Origin of the sequence: Paenibacillus zeisoli, from assembly GCF_003994465.1 — a bacterium.
GTDB classification, from domain to species: Bacteria; Bacillota; Bacilli; order Paenibacillales; family Paenibacillaceae; genus Fontibacillus; species Fontibacillus zeisoli.
Window position 1 is genome coordinate 31,291 of sequence record NZ_RZNX01000015.1, and the last position, 16,586, is coordinate 47,876.

13 protein-coding genes and 1 other annotated feature are annotated in these 16,586 nt (G+C 49.8%); of the genes, 12 read left to right on the plus strand and 1 reads right to left on the minus strand.

The genetic code is table 11. The features are described from left to right. Window positions 1–8: 8 nt before the first annotated feature. The 7 genes from hemC to EJP77_RS19845 all read left to right on the plus strand — a co-directional run bounded on the left by hemC (window position 9) and on the right by EJP77_RS19845 (window position 10,540). The gene (hemC, locus tag EJP77_RS19815; protein ID WP_127200996.1) at window positions 9–962 is read left to right on the plus strand and encodes a hydroxymethylbilane synthase; all 954 of its coding nucleotides are present in this window, start codon (window positions 9–11) and stop codon (window positions 960–962) included. Window positions 963–969: 7 nt separating this feature from the next. Continuing rightward, window positions 970–2,517, plus strand: coding sequence for a uroporphyrinogen-III C-methyltransferase (gene cobA / locus EJP77_RS19820; RefSeq protein WP_127200997.1), 1,548 nt, complete (start codon window positions 970–972; stop codon window positions 2,515–2,517). 47 nt (window positions 2,518–2,564) lie between these two features. Then, window positions 2,565–3,569, plus strand: coding sequence for a porphobilinogen synthase (hemB, locus tag EJP77_RS19825; protein WP_127200998.1), 1,005 nt, complete (start codon window positions 2,565–2,567; stop codon window positions 3,567–3,569). 44 nt (window positions 3,570–3,613) lie between these two features. Beyond that, complete coding sequence (gene hemL, locus EJP77_RS19830) at window positions 3,614–4,915, plus strand: glutamate-1-semialdehyde 2,1-aminomutase (RefSeq protein ID WP_127200999.1); 1,302 nt, start codon at window positions 3,614–3,616, stop codon at window positions 4,913–4,915. Further along, window positions 4,912–5,811, plus strand: a complete 900-nt coding sequence (locus EJP77_RS19835; RefSeq protein ID WP_127201000.1) for an RluA family pseudouridine synthase — start codon at window positions 4,912–4,914, stop codon at window positions 5,809–5,811. Before hemL ends, EJP77_RS19835 begins: the two co-directional genes overlap by 4 nt. A 117-nt stretch (window positions 5,812–5,928) precedes the next feature. Next, window positions 5,929–7,392, plus strand: coding sequence for a LysM peptidoglycan-binding domain-containing protein (locus EJP77_RS19840; protein WP_185897408.1), 1,464 nt, complete (start codon window positions 5,929–5,931; stop codon window positions 7,390–7,392). 111 nt (window positions 7,393–7,503) lie between these two features. Next, window positions 7,504–7,768: a binding site (T-box leader), on the plus strand. A 126-nt stretch (window positions 7,769–7,894) separates the two neighbouring features. Beyond that, window positions 7,895–10,540, plus strand: coding sequence for a valine--tRNA ligase (locus EJP77_RS19845; protein WP_425464267.1), 2,646 nt, complete (start codon window positions 7,895–7,897; stop codon window positions 10,538–10,540). On the opposite strand, the gene EJP77_RS19850 is transcribed toward EJP77_RS19845, so the two are convergent. Then, window positions 10,537–10,779, minus strand: coding sequence for a hypothetical protein (locus tag EJP77_RS19850; protein WP_127201003.1), 243 nt, complete (start codon window positions 10,777–10,779; stop codon window positions 10,537–10,539). The genes EJP77_RS19845 and EJP77_RS19850 overlap by 4 nt on opposite strands. A 276-nt stretch (window positions 10,780–11,055) precedes the next feature. On the opposite strand from EJP77_RS19850, the gene EJP77_RS19855 reads away from it, so the two are divergent. The 5 genes from EJP77_RS19855 (at window position 11,056) to radC (ending at window position 16,563) form a co-directional block, all read left to right on the plus strand. After that, window positions 11,056–12,420 carry a bifunctional folylpolyglutamate synthase/dihydrofolate synthase gene (locus tag EJP77_RS19855; protein ID WP_127201004.1) on the plus strand — a complete coding sequence of 455 codons (1,365 nt, stop codon included), beginning with the start codon at window positions 11,056–11,058 and terminating at the stop codon, window positions 12,418–12,420. A 59-nt stretch (window positions 12,421–12,479) separates the two neighbouring features. After that, a complete protein-coding gene (gene murC, locus EJP77_RS19860; RefSeq protein WP_246021955.1) occupies window positions 12,480–13,805 on the plus strand; it encodes a UDP-N-acetylmuramate--L-alanine ligase in 1,326 nt (441 codons plus the stop codon). 122 nt (window positions 13,806–13,927) lie between these two features. Next, the gene (locus EJP77_RS19865) at window positions 13,928–15,079 is read left to right on the plus strand and encodes an SPOR domain-containing protein (protein ID WP_127201006.1); all 1,152 of its coding nucleotides are present in this window, start codon (window positions 13,928–13,930) and stop codon (window positions 15,077–15,079) included. Between the two features lie 141 nt (window positions 15,080–15,220). Next, on the plus strand, window positions 15,221–15,823 hold the full coding sequence (locus EJP77_RS19870) for a Maf family protein (RefSeq protein WP_127201007.1): 603 nt from the start codon (window positions 15,221–15,223) through the stop codon (window positions 15,821–15,823). Between the two features lie 50 nt (window positions 15,824–15,873). Then, entirely contained in the window at window positions 15,874–16,563 is a 690-nt protein-coding gene (gene radC, locus EJP77_RS19875; RefSeq protein WP_127201027.1) for a RadC family protein, read from the plus strand. Window positions 16,564–16,586: the final 23 nt, after the last annotated feature.

The window sequence follows — 16,586 nt, forward strand, 5'->3', positions numbered from 1 at the left end:
TTGGGCAGATGCGTACGATCGTAGTGGGAACTAGGCAGAGTCAGCTGGCACTAACCCAGACGGGGCAGGTCATCGAGGCTTTGAAGGACTTGTGCAGACTTCATTCCCTGCCGTTTGAATTTGAGATCAAGAAGATCGTCACCAAAGGAGATCGTATCCTTGATGTGACCTTGTCTAAAGTTGGCGGTAAAGGTCTCTTCGTGAAAGAGATCGAACAGGCTATGCTGGACCAGGAGATTGACCTTGCGGTGCACAGTATGAAGGATATGCCTTCCGAGCTGCCGGAGGGCCTCATGAATGGTGCAGTCCCTAAGCGTGTTGACCCAAGAGACGCGCTGATCTCAAAAGGTGGACTGTCGCTCGATGAGCTGCCGCAAGGGGCCAAAGTGGGTACAAGCAGCCTGCGCCGCGCCAGCCAGCTTAAGGCTTACCGTCCTGACTTTAATATTGAGGCCATACGGGGGAATATTGATTCCCGTCTGAAGAAGCTGGAGACCGAAGGCTTCGATGCCATAATTCTGGCGGCAGCAGGGCTGTTCCGGATGGGCTGGGAAGACCGAATCACCGCTTACCTCCCTGTAGATATTTGTCTACCAGCGGTAGGACAAGGTGCCCTGGGTATTGAGTGCCGGGAAGACGATGAAGAAGTAAGGCACTTATTGTCGCTGTACAATGATCCGGAGACTGCCATTACAGTGTCAGCTGAGCGAAGTTTTCTGGGAGCGCTGAATGGAGGTTGTCAAATTCCTATCGGGGCCTTTGCTTCATTGGTTCCTACGGGGACTGCAACTGATGCGGCAGACAGCCGCATTGAGCTTACTGGGCTGGTAGGCTCACCGGACGGAAACGTGATTCTTAAGGAAAATGCAGTTGGCAGAGACCCACAGCAGCTGGGTCAAGAAGTGGCTTCCATCCTGAGATCCAAGGGTGCGGAGGAAATTTTGTCTGAATTAAGGGGATGAGATAGACATGGCGGGGAGAGTATATCTTGTTGGAGCAGGGCCTGGGGATGCTAGACTCATTACAGTAAAGGGTCTTGCTTGTATTCAGAAGGCAGATGTTGTTGTCTATGACCGGTTGGCAAGCCCCAGACTTCTGAAGCATATGAAGCGTGGAGCTGAGAAAATCTATGTCGGCAAACGGACTGACCGCCATACGATGAAGCAGGAGGATATTAATCAGCTGCTTGTTGATCTGGCACTTGAAGGCAAGATTGTCACCCGTCTTAAAGGCGGAGATCCAACGATTTTTGGACGGGTAGGAGAAGAAGCCGAACTGCTGCGCCAGAACGGAATTGAATACGAGATCGTACCGGGTATTACCTCTGCGATCTCCGTACCTGCTTATGCCGGGATTCCCGTGACCCACAGGGACTTTGCATCCTCACTCTCGATCATTACAGGACACGAAAGTCCGGATAAGCTGGAACATTCCATTCAATGGGATAAGGTAACTCAAGCTACGGGAACACTGATTTTTATGATGGGTGTATCCAATATCGGTTATATTAGCCGCCAGCTCATCAAGCACGGCCGATCTTCCGAAACGCCGGTTGCACTGGTTAGATGGGGGACTCGAGCTGAACAGGCAACCCTGACAGGAACCTTGGCTGACATCGAGCAAAAAGTTCTGGAGGCTAACTTCCAGCCCCCGGCGGTCATAGTTGTGGGCGATGTAGTCCTGCAGCGTGAGAAGCTCAAGTGGGCGGAATCCCTGCCCTTGTTCGGCAAGCGAATCCTGGTTACGCGTTCGAGATCCCAGGCCAGTGGACTGGTGGAGAAGATTGAGGATCTTGGCGGGGAGCCTTATGAATTCCCTGTTATTGAAACCCGGCTTCCTGAGAGTGAGGAGAATAAGCAGGCCGTGGCTCATGCCATGACGCAGCTGTCCTCATACGACTGGTTATTTTTCACAAGCGTGAATGGGGTAGAGTATTTCTTCGAGCATTTGAACTTGTTGGGTAAGGATATACGAGCCCTTTATGGTGCGCGTATTGTGGCTGTTGGGCCAGCAACCAGGGACGAACTGCAGCGCAGAGGGATTACTGCCGAGGCCTTGCCGGAACGGTTCCAGGCGGAAGGGCTTGCAGAGGCCTATGGAGAGCAGCTTGCAGCTGGTCAGAAGGTATTCCTGCCCCGCGGGAACATGGCGAGAGCCTGGTTACCGGAATTTTTGCGCGAGAAGGGACTATCGGTCACCGAGGCCGTCATGTATGAGACTGTCCCAGTAAGTGAAGAAGATGACGAATTATTGAAATTAATTGAAAAAGGCCGTATTCACGCGGTTACCTTTACCAGCTCTTCGACCGTCAGAAATCTGGTTGACGCCCTCACACGAATGGGTCTTAAGGATCCGGTCCACGCTTTGAGCAGTGCAGCTATTGCCTGTATAGGTCCAGTAACGGCGAAGACTGCCGAAGAATATGGCTTTAAGGTTACGATGGTAGCTGGGGAAGCAACTCTGGATGGAATTATTCATTCATTATGCGAATGGAATTTGGGAACATTAGATAATTAAAAGGGCGTTATTATACACTTTGACCTTATTAAGGAGGCATTACAACAGTGGCATTTCCAATTGTTAGACACCGTCGATTGCGTCAAAATGCTGCAATTCGGGGACTTGTACGTGAGACTGTACTTACGGTTGATGATTTTATTCAGCCTATCTTTATAACTTATGGAAGCGGGATTAAGAACGAAATAAGCTCCATGCCAGGAGTGTTCCATTTCTCTCTGGACACGCTGGAGGAAGAACTGAAGGAAATCGTAGAACTCGGGATTTCAGCGGTGCTCCTGTTCGGGATTCCATCCGAGAAGGACAGTGTAGGTTCTTCAGGCTTTGATGAGAACGGGATTGTACAGGAAGCTACGAGAGTAATTAAATCCTTATATCCGGATCTGCTGGTTGTGGCCGATACCTGCCTATGTGAATTCACCGACCATGGACACTGCGGTATGGTACATACTTTTGAACGTGATGGGCATGTGCACGGAGATGTTCTTAATGACGAGTCTTTGGAGCTGCTGACCCGGACGGCTGTATCTCAAGCACGGGCTGGAGCAGACATTATTGCCCCTTCAAACATGATGGACGGATTTGTCTATGCGATTCGTAAGGGACTTGACGAAGCCGGATTCTCTCATGTTCCTATCATGTCTTACTCGGTAAAATATGCTTCGGCCTTCTACGGTCCGTTCCGTGAAGCCGCAGACTCAGCTCCTCAGTTCGGAGACAGGAAGACTTACCAGATGGACCCTGCTAATGTCCTTGAAGCTATTCGCGAAGCTGAATCTGACGTACAGGAAGGTGCGGATATGCTGATGGTTAAGCCTGCGCTAGCCTTTATGGATGTCATTCGCCTTCTTCGCGACCAATTTGACTTACCGCTTGTTGCTTATAATGTCAGCGGGGAGTATTCCATGGTTAAGGCAGCTGCGCAGCAGGGATGGATTAACGAGAGAGCGATTGTGACGGAAATGCTGCTTGGCATGAAGCGGGCTGGAGCGGATATCATCATTACGTATTTCGCTAAGGATATGGCCCGCTGGCTGCGTGAGCGTAACTAGACAGACTTGGCAAATCCAATCATTCAGGTAAGGGGTGTCTAAGCATGAGTAACAATTCCGGAAGCCGCCGTGATGAACATTCACGCCAGGCTTTTGATGAAGCAAAGAAATATATCCCCGGGGGTGTGAACAGCCCGGTTCGTGCATTTAAATCCGTTGGATTAACGCCGATTTATATCGAGCGGGGCGAAGGCCCGCGTGTGTTTGACATTGATGGCAATTCATTTATTGATTATGTGGGTTCGTGGGGACCGCTGATCATGGGTCATGCCCATCCGGAAGTCGTTAAGAACGTGCAGGAGGCTGCGGCCAAAGGAACAAGCTTCGGCGCGCCAACCCTACTTGAGACGAAGATGGCCAAGCTGGTAACAGAACGTGTGCCATCCATAGATATTGTGCGTATGGTGAGTTCAGGAACCGAGGCTACGATGAGTGCGATTCGTCTGGCCAGAGGTTATACGGGGCGCAACAAGATCATGAAGTTCGAAGGCTCTTACCATGGTCATGCGGACAGTTTGCTGATCAAGGCCGGCTCCGGCGTTGCGACACTGGGTCTGCCCGACAGTCCAGGCGTACCGGAAGGTGTAGCTGCTAATACGATTGCTGTACCCTACAATGATCTGGAATCGGTTAAGCTTGCTTTTGAGAAATTTGGGGAAGAGATTGCTGCGATTATCGTGGAGCCTGTAGCTGGCAATATGGGCGTCGTACCTCCGCTTCCAGGGTTCCTGGAAGGACTCAGAGAGATTACGAACCAATATGGCAGCCTGCTGATCTTTGACGAGGTGATGACAGGGTTCCGTGTGCATTTGAATTGTGCGCAGGGGCGCTTTGGTGTGACCCCGGATCTTACCTGTCTGGGTAAAGTGATCGGCGGCGGTCTTCCGGTTGGAGCCTATGGTGGACGTAAAGAAATTATGGAGCAGATCGCACCATCAGGTCCGATCTACCAAGCGGGAACGCTCAGCGGTAACCCTCTGGCAATGACAGCAGGTTTCACCACCTTGTCTCTGCTTACTCCTGAGGTATATGAACGGCTGGAGGTCCTTTCTGCAAGATTGGAAGCAGGTCTTGAGGCCAATGCGAAGGAGAAAGGAATAGCTCTATCCATTAACCGTGTCGGTTCAATGGTATGTCCGTTCTTTACGGATGAGAAGGTTGTTAACTATGCAACCGCGAAGACAAGTGATCTTAACATGTTCAATAAATATTTCGCCGCTATGGTGGACGAAGGGATCAGCGTTCCCCCATCCCAATTTGAGGGCATGTTCGTCTCGGGTGTACATACCGAAGAGGACATTGATGCGACGATTGAAGCCAACCGCCTGGCACTCCAGAAATTATGAGTTATAGAGGAAGTGCGGTAAGACGTGGTGAATGGCTTGAAGTCATGCCGGGTAAGCTTCCTCAGAACATAGACGGTCCAAGTTCTGCTGTGCATCTGTGGCTGAAAGAGACTTTAGGAATGCATCCGAAGCTGATTTCCAGACTTGCAAGGCAGGACGAAATCAAGCTGGCGGGAGATCGTATTCGAATACGGCTCTTCCCTCCTCGTGATTTTGGATTTGAGCCTATTTGGACGGAACTGAATGTGCTGTACGAGGACGACTATTGTCTTGTGGTACATAAACCGGCAGGAATTAAGGTTCACCCCACTGGTAACGAACGGCAGCCAACGCTCGCCCATAGGGTAGCGGCTCATTATATGGGCCAGGGCGAGCAGGCTGCCGTTCGCCATATTCATAGGCTGGACGAGTTTACCTCCGGGCCTGTCTTATATGCGAAGAATGAGTATGCCCAGCTTTTTCTTGATGAAGCTATGAGTGTGAAAAAGATTGAACGGGTGTATGTCGCCATGGTTCAGGGTACAGTTCAGAGCCCGGCCTTCAGGATTGATGCTCCGATTGGGCGGGACCGTCATCACGCCGGACGCCAGCGGGTGTCCGAGACGGGCAAACCTGCAGCTACCCAAGTAACTCTGCTGGAGACACTGCAGGATGCCAGTCTGGTGCGGGTCACACTGGAAACGGGAAGAACCCATCAAATCCGCGTTCATATGAGTCATATCGGTCATCCCCTTGTCGGCGATGCGCTGTACGGGGGCAGTACCCGTTACTTCGATTATCAGGCGCTGCATGGGGAAGCCTTGATTTTTCCACACCCTTTAACAGGAGAAACCATAGAGATTAAGGACCCTTGGCCCTTAGAATTTACAGAGCTGCATCGTAGGCTTGCATGGTAATCATAGCGATAAACTTGCGGGTTCTACAAAAAGAATGGCATGCTCTCCTTTTTGAAGCATATAGATTAAACGAGTGAAGAAACCTTGTTTGGATATGCGTAAAAGGAGGTTATACCCTTGGCAGATCAATCCTATGGGTTAAGGTTTGATATTTATGAACGTGTTCATTTATCAGAAGAAGTCATTGGCATTCAGGAATTGGTTGAGCTGGAGCTCCTCCCAAGAATTCAGGTTGTTCCAGGTGATGAATATGCATCGCTTCGGGGTCATTTGCATGTGTCCGGTCTATACCGCGGTGAGGAAGGAACACAGGAACTATCGCATCTCATTCCTGTTGAAATTACCGTTCCATTGAGCCGGGTCAATCGGCTGGAGGATATTACTGTCGAGATTGAGAATTTTGATGTCGATGTGCTGAACCCGCACAGCCTGAATATTACGGGTGTTCTTTCTTTGCGTGGAATTGAGACGGTAGCTTTTGTCCCGGGAACTGAAGAATGGAGCAACGAGGAATATTCAGTATCTCATGAGACCGAACGTGAGGAGCAGGCGGAAAGCTTGGAGGTTTATGCAGACCAGAAAGACAGTTTGGATGTACGGGAAGAGGAATTCACTCCTTTGTCTGCTAAATATGATCCGCCAAGCACCGAGTCTTATTGGTCACTGCCAGAAATTCAAGAGCAGTCAGAGCCTTCTCCTTGGAACAGAGAAAAAGATACTGCAGCAGTCTCTGCGCCCGTATCCTCATTCTCGCCGTTATGGGCGGACAAGGAATCGAAGCAAGATACAGGCTTGATAGGGACTTCGGACGACGCGCGAGCGTCTTCAGAGGAACAGCAGCCTGGCGAAGATCAGCTTGATAAACAGCAGTCTAAAGAATTAAAACTTAATGAACCAGAACTAAATGAATCCAAGCAGAGTGAGCTTAAGCATAGCGAACAGAAGCATAATGAATCACAGCATCTTGAAGCCCACCCCAAAGAACCACAGCCCAAAGAACCTAAACATAATGATTCCAAGCCTATTGAACTACAGCATAATGAATCTCCGTCTTCTGAGTCTTCAACAGTCTGGCAAATAGAGCAGCCTGCCCAGGCACAGGTGCAGTTGGAAGAAGGCGACAGAGTCTATACAGCCGAGGAATATCTTGAGAATGTTCAGGAACTCGAAGCCGCGGAACCTGCACTTGAACCTCATGTAGAGGACCGGCCTGAACTGAAAATTGCACTTGGCAGCAAAAAGCTGACAGATCATGCTGTTGATGATCATGTTCCTCTGAGTACACTTCTTCAATCCGGGCGTCCTCCTAGAGAGCCGGAAGCTTTGGAGACTTTGGTTCAGGAAGCCCAAACTCAGGAGCCACTTACAGAGGATAAGGAAGATGCGCGCTGGAAGAACTTATTCATCTCAGGCGTACAAGAGCAGACTCCCTTCAGGCAGGTGAAATTGGTCATTGTGCAGCGGGAAGAGACCATTGATGTGATTGCGGATCGCTACCAGATTAACCCCCGTGAACTTCTACTGTACAATCGATTGTCCGAGCAGAGTCTGGAAGAAGGTCAGATCCTGTATATTCCTTAGATTTATGACGAACCTGTGCCTCATGCACAGGTTTTTTTGTCGTAATAGCGGGCTCGAATGCCTATTATTGACTATCGCTGACATCCACGTTATTATTATAGGGATAAATAAGCAAAGACATCGAACGGGAATAGTAGGCAGTGTGCCCTTCAGAGAGCGGAATTGCAGGCGCTGTGAGGTTTCGCAGGATGCAGCTGACCGAAGTCGCCCGGGAGTCGTCCATTTGAGCAGGATTTCTTCTGTCAGAATGGGCCGGTTGCAGCCGTTATCTGTCTGAGTGTCGCGAATGAGCTTCTTTTCTAAATTGAAGGAACGCTTTAAAGCCTATTTGCGAAACAAAGGTGGTACCACGAAAGATAAGCCTTTCGTCCTTTGAGACGAAGGGCTTTTTTTGTTTTTTTTTCACCTATTCTGCTTCTAATATGGGAATAATTGCTGGAAAAAGGGATTTTAATTAAATCAAAACGCCCCTAAATTATCGGAGGTATGTTCAATGTCAGAAATGAATCAGGAGACGTCTACGGTAAATATGCCTACGACGTATGATCCGAAATCTGCGGAAGAGAAATGGTACAGCTATTGGAAGGAAGGTAACTTTTTTGAAGCGGGTAAACGTAAGGATGCTGAGACCTTCACGATTGTAATCCCCCCGCCGAATGTAACAGGTATGCTGCATATCGGGCATGCGCTTGACTTTACCCTTCAAGACATCATGGTAAGAGCCAAACGGATGCAGGGCTTTGACGCTCTCTGGCTTCCTGGTTCCGATCATGCGGGAATTGCAACTCAGACGAAGGTGGAGCAAAAGCTTCGCGAACAAGGTGTAACCCGGTATGATCTGGGACGCGAGAAATTCCTGGAGAAGGTATGGGAATGGAAAGAACAGTATGCGGAGACGATTCACGAACAATGGGCCAAAATGGGCTTTTCACTCGATTACACCCGTGAGCGTTTCACCTTGGATGAAGGATTGTCCAAAGCCGTGCGCGAGGTATTCGTCAAGCTGTACAACAAAGGGTTAATCTATCGCGGCAAACGTATTATTAACTGGGATCCGGCCGCAAGAACCGCACTGTCTGATATCGAGGTTGAGTATAAAGAGGTGAACGGTCACCTGTACCATCTGCAGTATCCGCTGAAGGATGGAAGCGGCCATATTACGGTGGCTACTACACGTCCTGAAACCATGCTTGGGGATACGGCAGTAGCTGTGCATCCTAAGGATGAGCGTTATGCTCATTTGATTGGACAATCGCTGGTGCTACCGATCGTGGGCCGCGAAATCCCGATTATCGCAGATGACTATGTAGAAAAGGAATTTGGAAGTGGTGCTGTAAAGATTACCCCGGCGCATGATCCTAACGACTTCGAAGTAGGTCTGAGACATGATCTGCCGCAAATTACAGTTATGGATGAGACGGGTACGATGAATGCGAACGCAGCCAAGTATCAGGGTCTGGACCGCAGCGAATGCCGCAAACAAATCGTACGGGATCTGCAGGAGCTTGGGGTGCTTATCCAAATCGAGGATCACGTCCACCAGGTAGGGCATAGTGAAAGATCGGGCGCCGTGGTAGAGCCTTATCTCTCGACTCAATGGTTCGTGAAGATGGGCCCGCTTGCAGAAAAAGCGATTCAGGCTCAAAAGTCCGGCAGCGGCGTTAACTTTGTACCTGACCGTTTCGAGAAAATATATCTGCACTGGATTGAAAATGTCCGTGACTGGTGTATTTCCCGCCAGCTGTGGTGGGGACATCGGATTCCGGCATGGTATCACGAGACTACAGGTGAAATTTTTGTAGGTGCAGAGGCACCTGTTGGAGAAGAATGGCGCCAGGATGAGGATGTACTGGATACCTGGTTCAGTTCTGCACTGTGGCCGTTCTCAACTTTGGGTTGGCCGGATGTGGATCATGAGGATTACAAGCGGTTCTATCCTACGGACGTGCTGGTTACTGGCTACGATATTATATACTTTTGGGTAGCACGGATGATCTTCACCGCGCTGGAGTTCACAGAACAAATTCCGTTTAAGGATGTACTTATTCATGGTCTCGTTCGCGACAGCGAAGGACGCAAGATGTCCAAATCGCTTGGCAACGGGGTTGACCCGCTTGAAGTCATTGAGAAATATGGCGCGGATGCGATGAGATATATGATTTCAACCAGCAGTACGCCTGGTCAGGATCTGCGATTCCGCTGGGAGAAGGTGGAGCAGGCTCGTAACTTTGCCAACAAGATCTGGAATGCTTCCCGCTTCGCGCTCATGAATTTGGAAGGCGTTAAGTTTGAAGATATCGATATTAGTGGTGACCTAAGTACAGCAGACCGCTGGATTCTGCATCGTTTCAATGAAACGGCGCGGGATATTACCCGTCTTATCGATGCCTATGAATTTGGAGAAACCGGACGATTACTGTACAACTTCATCTGGGATGATCTATGTGACTGGTATATTGAGTTTGCGAAGCTCTCTTTGTATGGTGAAGATGCAGCTGCGAAGAGCAAGACGCAATCCGTACTTGCCTACGTACTTGATCGCACACAGCGGCTGATTCACCCATTCATGCCATTTATTTCCGAAGAAATTTGGCAGCATCTCCCTCATAATGGAGATACGATTACGCTATCCGAGTGGCCAAAATACGATACGGCTCTAGAGGCGCCGGATGCCGTTGAAGAGATGAATCTCTTGATTGATGTCATTCGAGCTGTGAGAAACGTTCGTGCCGAGGTTAATGTTCCAATGAGCAAGAAGGTAGAGCTGATCGTGAAACCAAGTTCCGACAAGGTTCATAATATTATCAGCCGTAACGAGAACTACGTTCGTAGGTTCTGTAACACCTCCGACTTCTCTGTATCTGTTGATGCGGAAGCACCGGATAAAGCGATGAGTGCCATTGTAACTGGAGCGGAGCTCTACTTCCCTCTGGCTGGATTAATAGATATCGGACAAGAAATTGCACGTCTTCAAAAAGAATTCGACAACCTCACCAAAGAGGTTGAACGAGTTGAGAAGAAGCTGGGCAACGAAGGCTTTGTTGCCAAAGCTCCGGCCAAAGTGATTGAGGAAGAAAAGGCGAAGATGCAGGACTACTCCGAGAAGCGTGCCAAAGTATTGGCCCGCATCGAGGAGCTCAAGGGTTAAACTGCAGCTGACTCCCGCGCGCTCGAAAGAGCAGCGATCCCAGAGGGGAGCGCTCCCCGCACGCAGCGACAAGCCGCACAGCAGCAGCAATCCGCCGTGCGCCAAAAGAGCAGCGAATCCCGCAGGGAGAGCGTTCCCCGTACGCAGCGACATAAACCGTACAGCAGCAGCAGTCCGCTGTGCGCCGAATGAGCAGCGAATCCCGCAGGGAGAGCGCTCCCTGCACGGAGTATCAACAAAGTGCTCCATCCAAGGAGCGCCCAGCCTAAAGCGTACCCCCGAAGGGGGCGACAAGCGACTTACAGCACGCATGATCCAAGTACGGGCAGGAGCACGGACGTCAAGCGTACCCCCAAAGGGGGTGACAAGCGCTCCATGTGCCGCAGCCGATCAGGTGCTCATCACCCCGCCTCCCGCCGAAACATTCGGGTGTCCAGAGGGCAAAGCCCTTGGGGCCCTCCCTTAGGAAGGGAGGGTTTGGGAGGGATGAAATTCTAAAAGGAGCAAGATCTCACATGCAGGACGACATAACAACCCCGCTGCAGACCTATGCAGAAGCGGTCGATTGGATTAACGGCTTGATTCCTTTTGGCATCCGGCCGGGTCTGGAAAGGATTGAAGCGCTTATGGAGCGTTTTGACAATCCGCACCGGAAGCTAAAGTTCATACATGTTGCAGGAACGAATGGCAAAGGATCTTCCTGCGCTTTTTTGACCAAAACGCTGGTTGTCAGCGGATACACGGTGGGGACTTTTACGTCCCCATACATTACTAAATTCACAGATAGATTCCAGTATAACGGGCAGAACATTCCGGAGGAGACGCTTGTCCAGCTTGCGAACCGCCTTTATCCGCATGTACAGGAACTGGCTCAGGCGGAGCTAGGCTCTCCTACCATGTTCGAGGTGAGTACAGCGCTGGCCATTCTCTATTTTGGCGAAGTCTGCTATCCCGATGTTGTAGTATGGGAGACAGGCCTCGGTGGAAGAATGGATGTTACTAATATTGTTACACCGATTGTCTCTCTGATCACGAATATCGGTATGGATCATACGGATATTTTGGGAGATACCGTTGAACAGATTGCCCGGGAGAAAGCTGGAATTATCAAGCCAGGTGTGCCTGTAGTCAGCTGCGTCCAGCAGCCGGAGGCGGTAGCTGTTCTCAAAGAGACAGCCGCTGCGCGAAAGAGCACGCTCTATCTGCTTGGTGATCAGTTCGATTACAAGCGTCACGATCTCACATCCACAGAGCAGCACTTAACTTTTAGCGGGCCATTCCGAAGCTTTGAGTTCAGTATTTCTATGCTGGGAGAGCATCAATGCAAGAATGCCGCGGGCGTTATGATGGTGCTGGAGGTACTCAGGCAGTATATGGCTTTTGTGCTTGAAGATGAAGATGTGATTGCCGGATTCAGAGATACGTTCTGGGCAGGTAGAATGGAGCGTGTCTCGGATGAACCGCAGATTGTGATTGACGGTGCACATAACCCGGAAGGGGCGGAGACGCTCGCGAAGAGCATCCAGGAGAATTTTCGTTACAAAAAACTTAATTTGATGATGGGGATGCTTAGCAATAAGCATCATCACGCCTACTTGAAGCATATATTACCAATAGTGGATACGCTTATCCTTACCGAGCCGGATTTTCGCAGAGCTATGGAAGCGCAGAATCTGTATGAACTGGTACAGCAGCTGCGCGATACGGCAGCGAAGCCGAGCTTGGAAGTTATAGTAGAACGTGACTGGAAGGCAGCGCTTGAGCTGCTAAAGTCGCGGACGGAACGGGAAGATCTTGGGGTGGTTTCAGGCACGCTTTATTTGATTTCCGACGTGCGCGCAGCCCTTTTGCATCAAACCGATTCTGAAAAAGGCTGGTGAACATTTTGTCCAATACAACATTAGAACACGTACACTTTATCGGCATCGGCGGCTATGGAATGAGCGCGATCGCCCGCGTCATGCTGGAGATGGGTTATACAGTTACCGGATCCGACGTGGCCTCCCAGGAGCTGACTGAGAAGCTTGCCGCCAAGGGGGCAAAAATATATATCGGGCATACCGCATCGCAGGTGCAGGGTGCTGATCTGGTTGTCTATTCCACCGCACTGCCTAAGGATAATGTGGAACGGGTTGAAGCGGAGAAGCAGGGGATTCCTGTAATTCACCGGGCTCAAATGCTGGCTCGCCTGCTGAATGAGCGTAAGGGAGTGGCGGTTGCAGGGGCTCACGGGAAGACTACAACTTCTTCTATGATCGCACTGGTTATGGAAGAATGCGGGACAGACCCGACCTTCATTATTGGCGGGGAGATTATGAATATCGGTACCAATGCCAAAGCAGGACAGAGTGAGTATGTGGTGGCCGAGGCTGACGAGAGTGATGGATCATTCCTACAATATTATCCGGCGCTTGGGGTTGTTACTAATATTGAAGCCGATCACCTTGAGAATTATGACGGTAACTTTGATCGATTGAAGGAAGCTTATGTACAGTTCCTGAATCAGATCAGGCCGGACGGCAAGGCGGTAGTCAGCGGGGATGATGAGAATATCCGCGAACTGCTTCCTAACCTCTCAGGTCAGGTGATTACCTATGGTATTCAACAGCAGTGTGATTATATGGCTTCGAACATCATTCTCGGAGATCGAAAAGTAACCTTCACGCTGAGCACGCAAGGGGAAACCCTTGGACAAGTTGAACTGTCGGTTCCGGGTCAACACAATGTCTATAATGCGATGGCCACCATTATCGTCTGCTTGGAGGCCGGTATTCCTTTTCAGGATATTGTGAGAGCGATCGTTTTGTTCACGGGGGCCAAAAGACGTTTCCAGGTACTTGGCGAATCGAAGGATATTCTAATTATTGACGATTATGCTCACCATCCGACTGAGATTGAGGCCACGATTAGCGCAGCCAAAGCCACTGGCAAAAGAATTATCGCGGTGTTCCAGCCGCAGCGCTATACACGTACCTTCTTCCTGCTCGATGCTTTCAGCCGGGCTTTCTCGGAGGCCGATGAGGTGATTATAACCGACATTTATTCCCCGGCGGGTGAGAAGCAGATTGAAGGGGTTCACTCTTCCAAGCTGGTGGAGCTCATCAAGCAGAACAGCAATGCAAGTGCTCGTTATCTGCCTACCAAGCAAGAGGTCATCGAGGATCTGGAGGGACGTATTCAGCCCGGTGATTTAGTTCTGACGATGGGCGCGGGAGATATTTATAAAGTGGGTTATGCTTTAGCAAGTGGATTGAAATCTGAATAAGACTGCACACACCGTCAGGGGTTCCTGGCGGTTTTTTGTCGTGATCCCTCAGCTTCAAGCATAACTCTCCCATCCCGAACATATAGCTTATCTATATAGTTGGGACAAGGAGAGTGTGTCATATGAATAAGGCAAGAATGACATTTCGATTTGATGAGCCGGAGGCGGATAAATTTGAAGCTAGGCCGCAGAATAACATAGAATCAGCTCCCGATTACACGCCGCAGGCCGAGCGGACCCGAGAGAAGAATCCTTTAACTGTCCCCCTGGTGATGAATCCTCTGGAGAACTGGGGAGAGCCCTTTTTGGCCCATAGTCATTCGCAGACTAATTTTAGCCCGGACATCAACAATGCCGAGTATTCGGAAATGAATACGACGCTACGAGACGATATCATCTCCCATGACGAAGTGTATTATATATCGCCAAAACGCCCTTCGAGGTGGAAGCTGGCCGGTTCCATATCTGCTGCTGTGGTTACGGGAACCTTGTTCGGATTTGTCGTCCTATCCATGTTCAATAAAGACATCTCTCTACCCATTCCAGGAATATCATCGATTCAATCAGGCAGCTCCGCAGGTACATCGTCTGTAGCTGTTCTGGGTCAAGCAGATGATCCGAATAACCAGAAGGGCCATATTCCTACGGTTAAAGCGGTACTGCCAGAACAAGCTTATTACTTCCTCCAATATGGTGTCTTCAGTACCTCCCAAGGGGTGAAGCAGGCACAGGAGGAACTCCAGCAAACCGGTGTGGCTGCAGCCAGAGATACGCTCGATAACAAGCGGGTATATGCAGGGGTGTCCACCGAGAGAGAACAGGCCAAGCTGTTGAGCAGCCAGTTGAAGTCAAGCGGTGTGAATTTGATCCTTCATGAGATCCTCTACCCGTCTGAGGCTGAGATCCAGTATAGCGGAGATGTCGGGGTGCTTGATCAGTATCTGGAGGAAAGTGCAGATCTCGTTAAGCTGCTCAGTGTCACTTCCGCCTCACTGCTGGAGACGAAAGATGCCCAGAAACAAAGCCAGGCTGAAGTAGCTAATCTGAAAGAAAAGCACCGGGAATGGACAGAGAATGCTTCAGCTGTAAAAGGCGGTCTGCCAAGTGACAGGAAGAAGACAGCGGATGCCATGGAAAAAGCGATGAACACAGCAGTTGAAGCACTTGGACAATATAATTTAAATGGGTCACACACCCATTTATGGGAAGTCCAAACGGCGATGATGGAGTATATCCTGCTTCAAAAGGAACTTCTGGGGATCGATAAACTATGATTAGCTGCAAATCCGGGTGGGAAATGGAAATACTTCCCCATACCGGATTTGTGTTTGTATTGCCATGGAATTAACCTTATAATAATAAAGTGTCAAAAAATGGCGAGGAATCCGAATCTACAGAGGGAGGATTCATTTTTTTTGGAAAATAATCAATCACGTCAAATTATTCTAGCCTCTTCATCCCCCAGAAGAAGGGAACTGATTGCAGGCTTACATATTCCATTTGAAATCATTCCGAGTCATGCGGACGAAACGACACCAGAAGACTGGGCGCCGGAGCGGATCGTGACTGAACTTGCACACCGCAAGGCAGTGGCGGTCTACCAATCCCTGACTCCAGCGAGAACAGACTCGATTATTGTCGGCAGTGATACGATAGTGGTGCTGAATGGACGAGTACTCGGGAAGCCTTCTTCCAAGGAAGAAGCGGCCTCCATGCTTCGAGCCTTGCAAGGCCAAAGTCATCAGGTATTTACAGGCGTGTCTTGCATAGATGGGGCAACGGGCGATACTTTGACCGATTACCGCGTTACGAAGGTTATGATGAGAGCACTTTCCAAGGTTGAAATTGCGGCATACGCAGAGAGTGGGGAAGGGTTGGACAAGGCAGGCGCCTATGCCATTCAAGGGCTTGGAGCGACACTTGTCACTGAGATTCAGGGCTGCTATTTCAATGTAGTGGGTCTTCCGCTCTCTCTTTTAAGTGAAATGCTCAAGAAATTTGATATGTATGTACTATAATCCAGAACATCATGGTGCTGCTCACGAATTATGGAAGAGAGGAAGTTATGATGGAGCCAGCTGCCTATATGCTGCGTGACATCCCCCATGATGAACGACCACGAGAACGCATGATGCAATATGGGGCGGGTGCGCTCAGCCATGCCGAACTGCTTGCGATACTACTGCGAACAGGAACCCGTCAGGAGTCTGCGCTGCATATGGCTCAGAGAATTCTGAATCAAGCCGGAGGCATTCGGAATTTGATGGATCTCAGCGTGGAAGAATTAATGCAGACCAAAGGAATCGGAACGGCCAAAGCGATCCAGCTTAAGGCTGGATTTGAGCTTGGAATCCGGGTATCTGCAGCAAGAAGCACGGAGCGGATTACGATTCGCAGCCCGCGGGATGCCGCCGATTTACTAATGGAACAACTGCGTTATTTGAAGAAGGAACATTTTGTCTGTATATTTCTGAATACAAAAAATCATATCATAGCTCAAGAGACACTCTCCATGGGCAGCCTGAATGCCTCGATTGTTCACCCGCGCGAAGTCTTCCGTGCAGCCATTAAATGCAGCAGTGCTTCTGTTGTATGCGCCCATAACCACCCAAGCGGTGATCCTGCGCCGAGCCCGGAAGATATCCAGATTACGCAGAGGTTGTGTGAAGCGGGCCAGATTGTAGGGATCGATGTCCTGGACCATATCGTCATTGGGGATGGAGTTTTCGTTAGTTTGAAGGAGCAAGGTCTCATGTAATATAATAGCTTAGACACATAAGG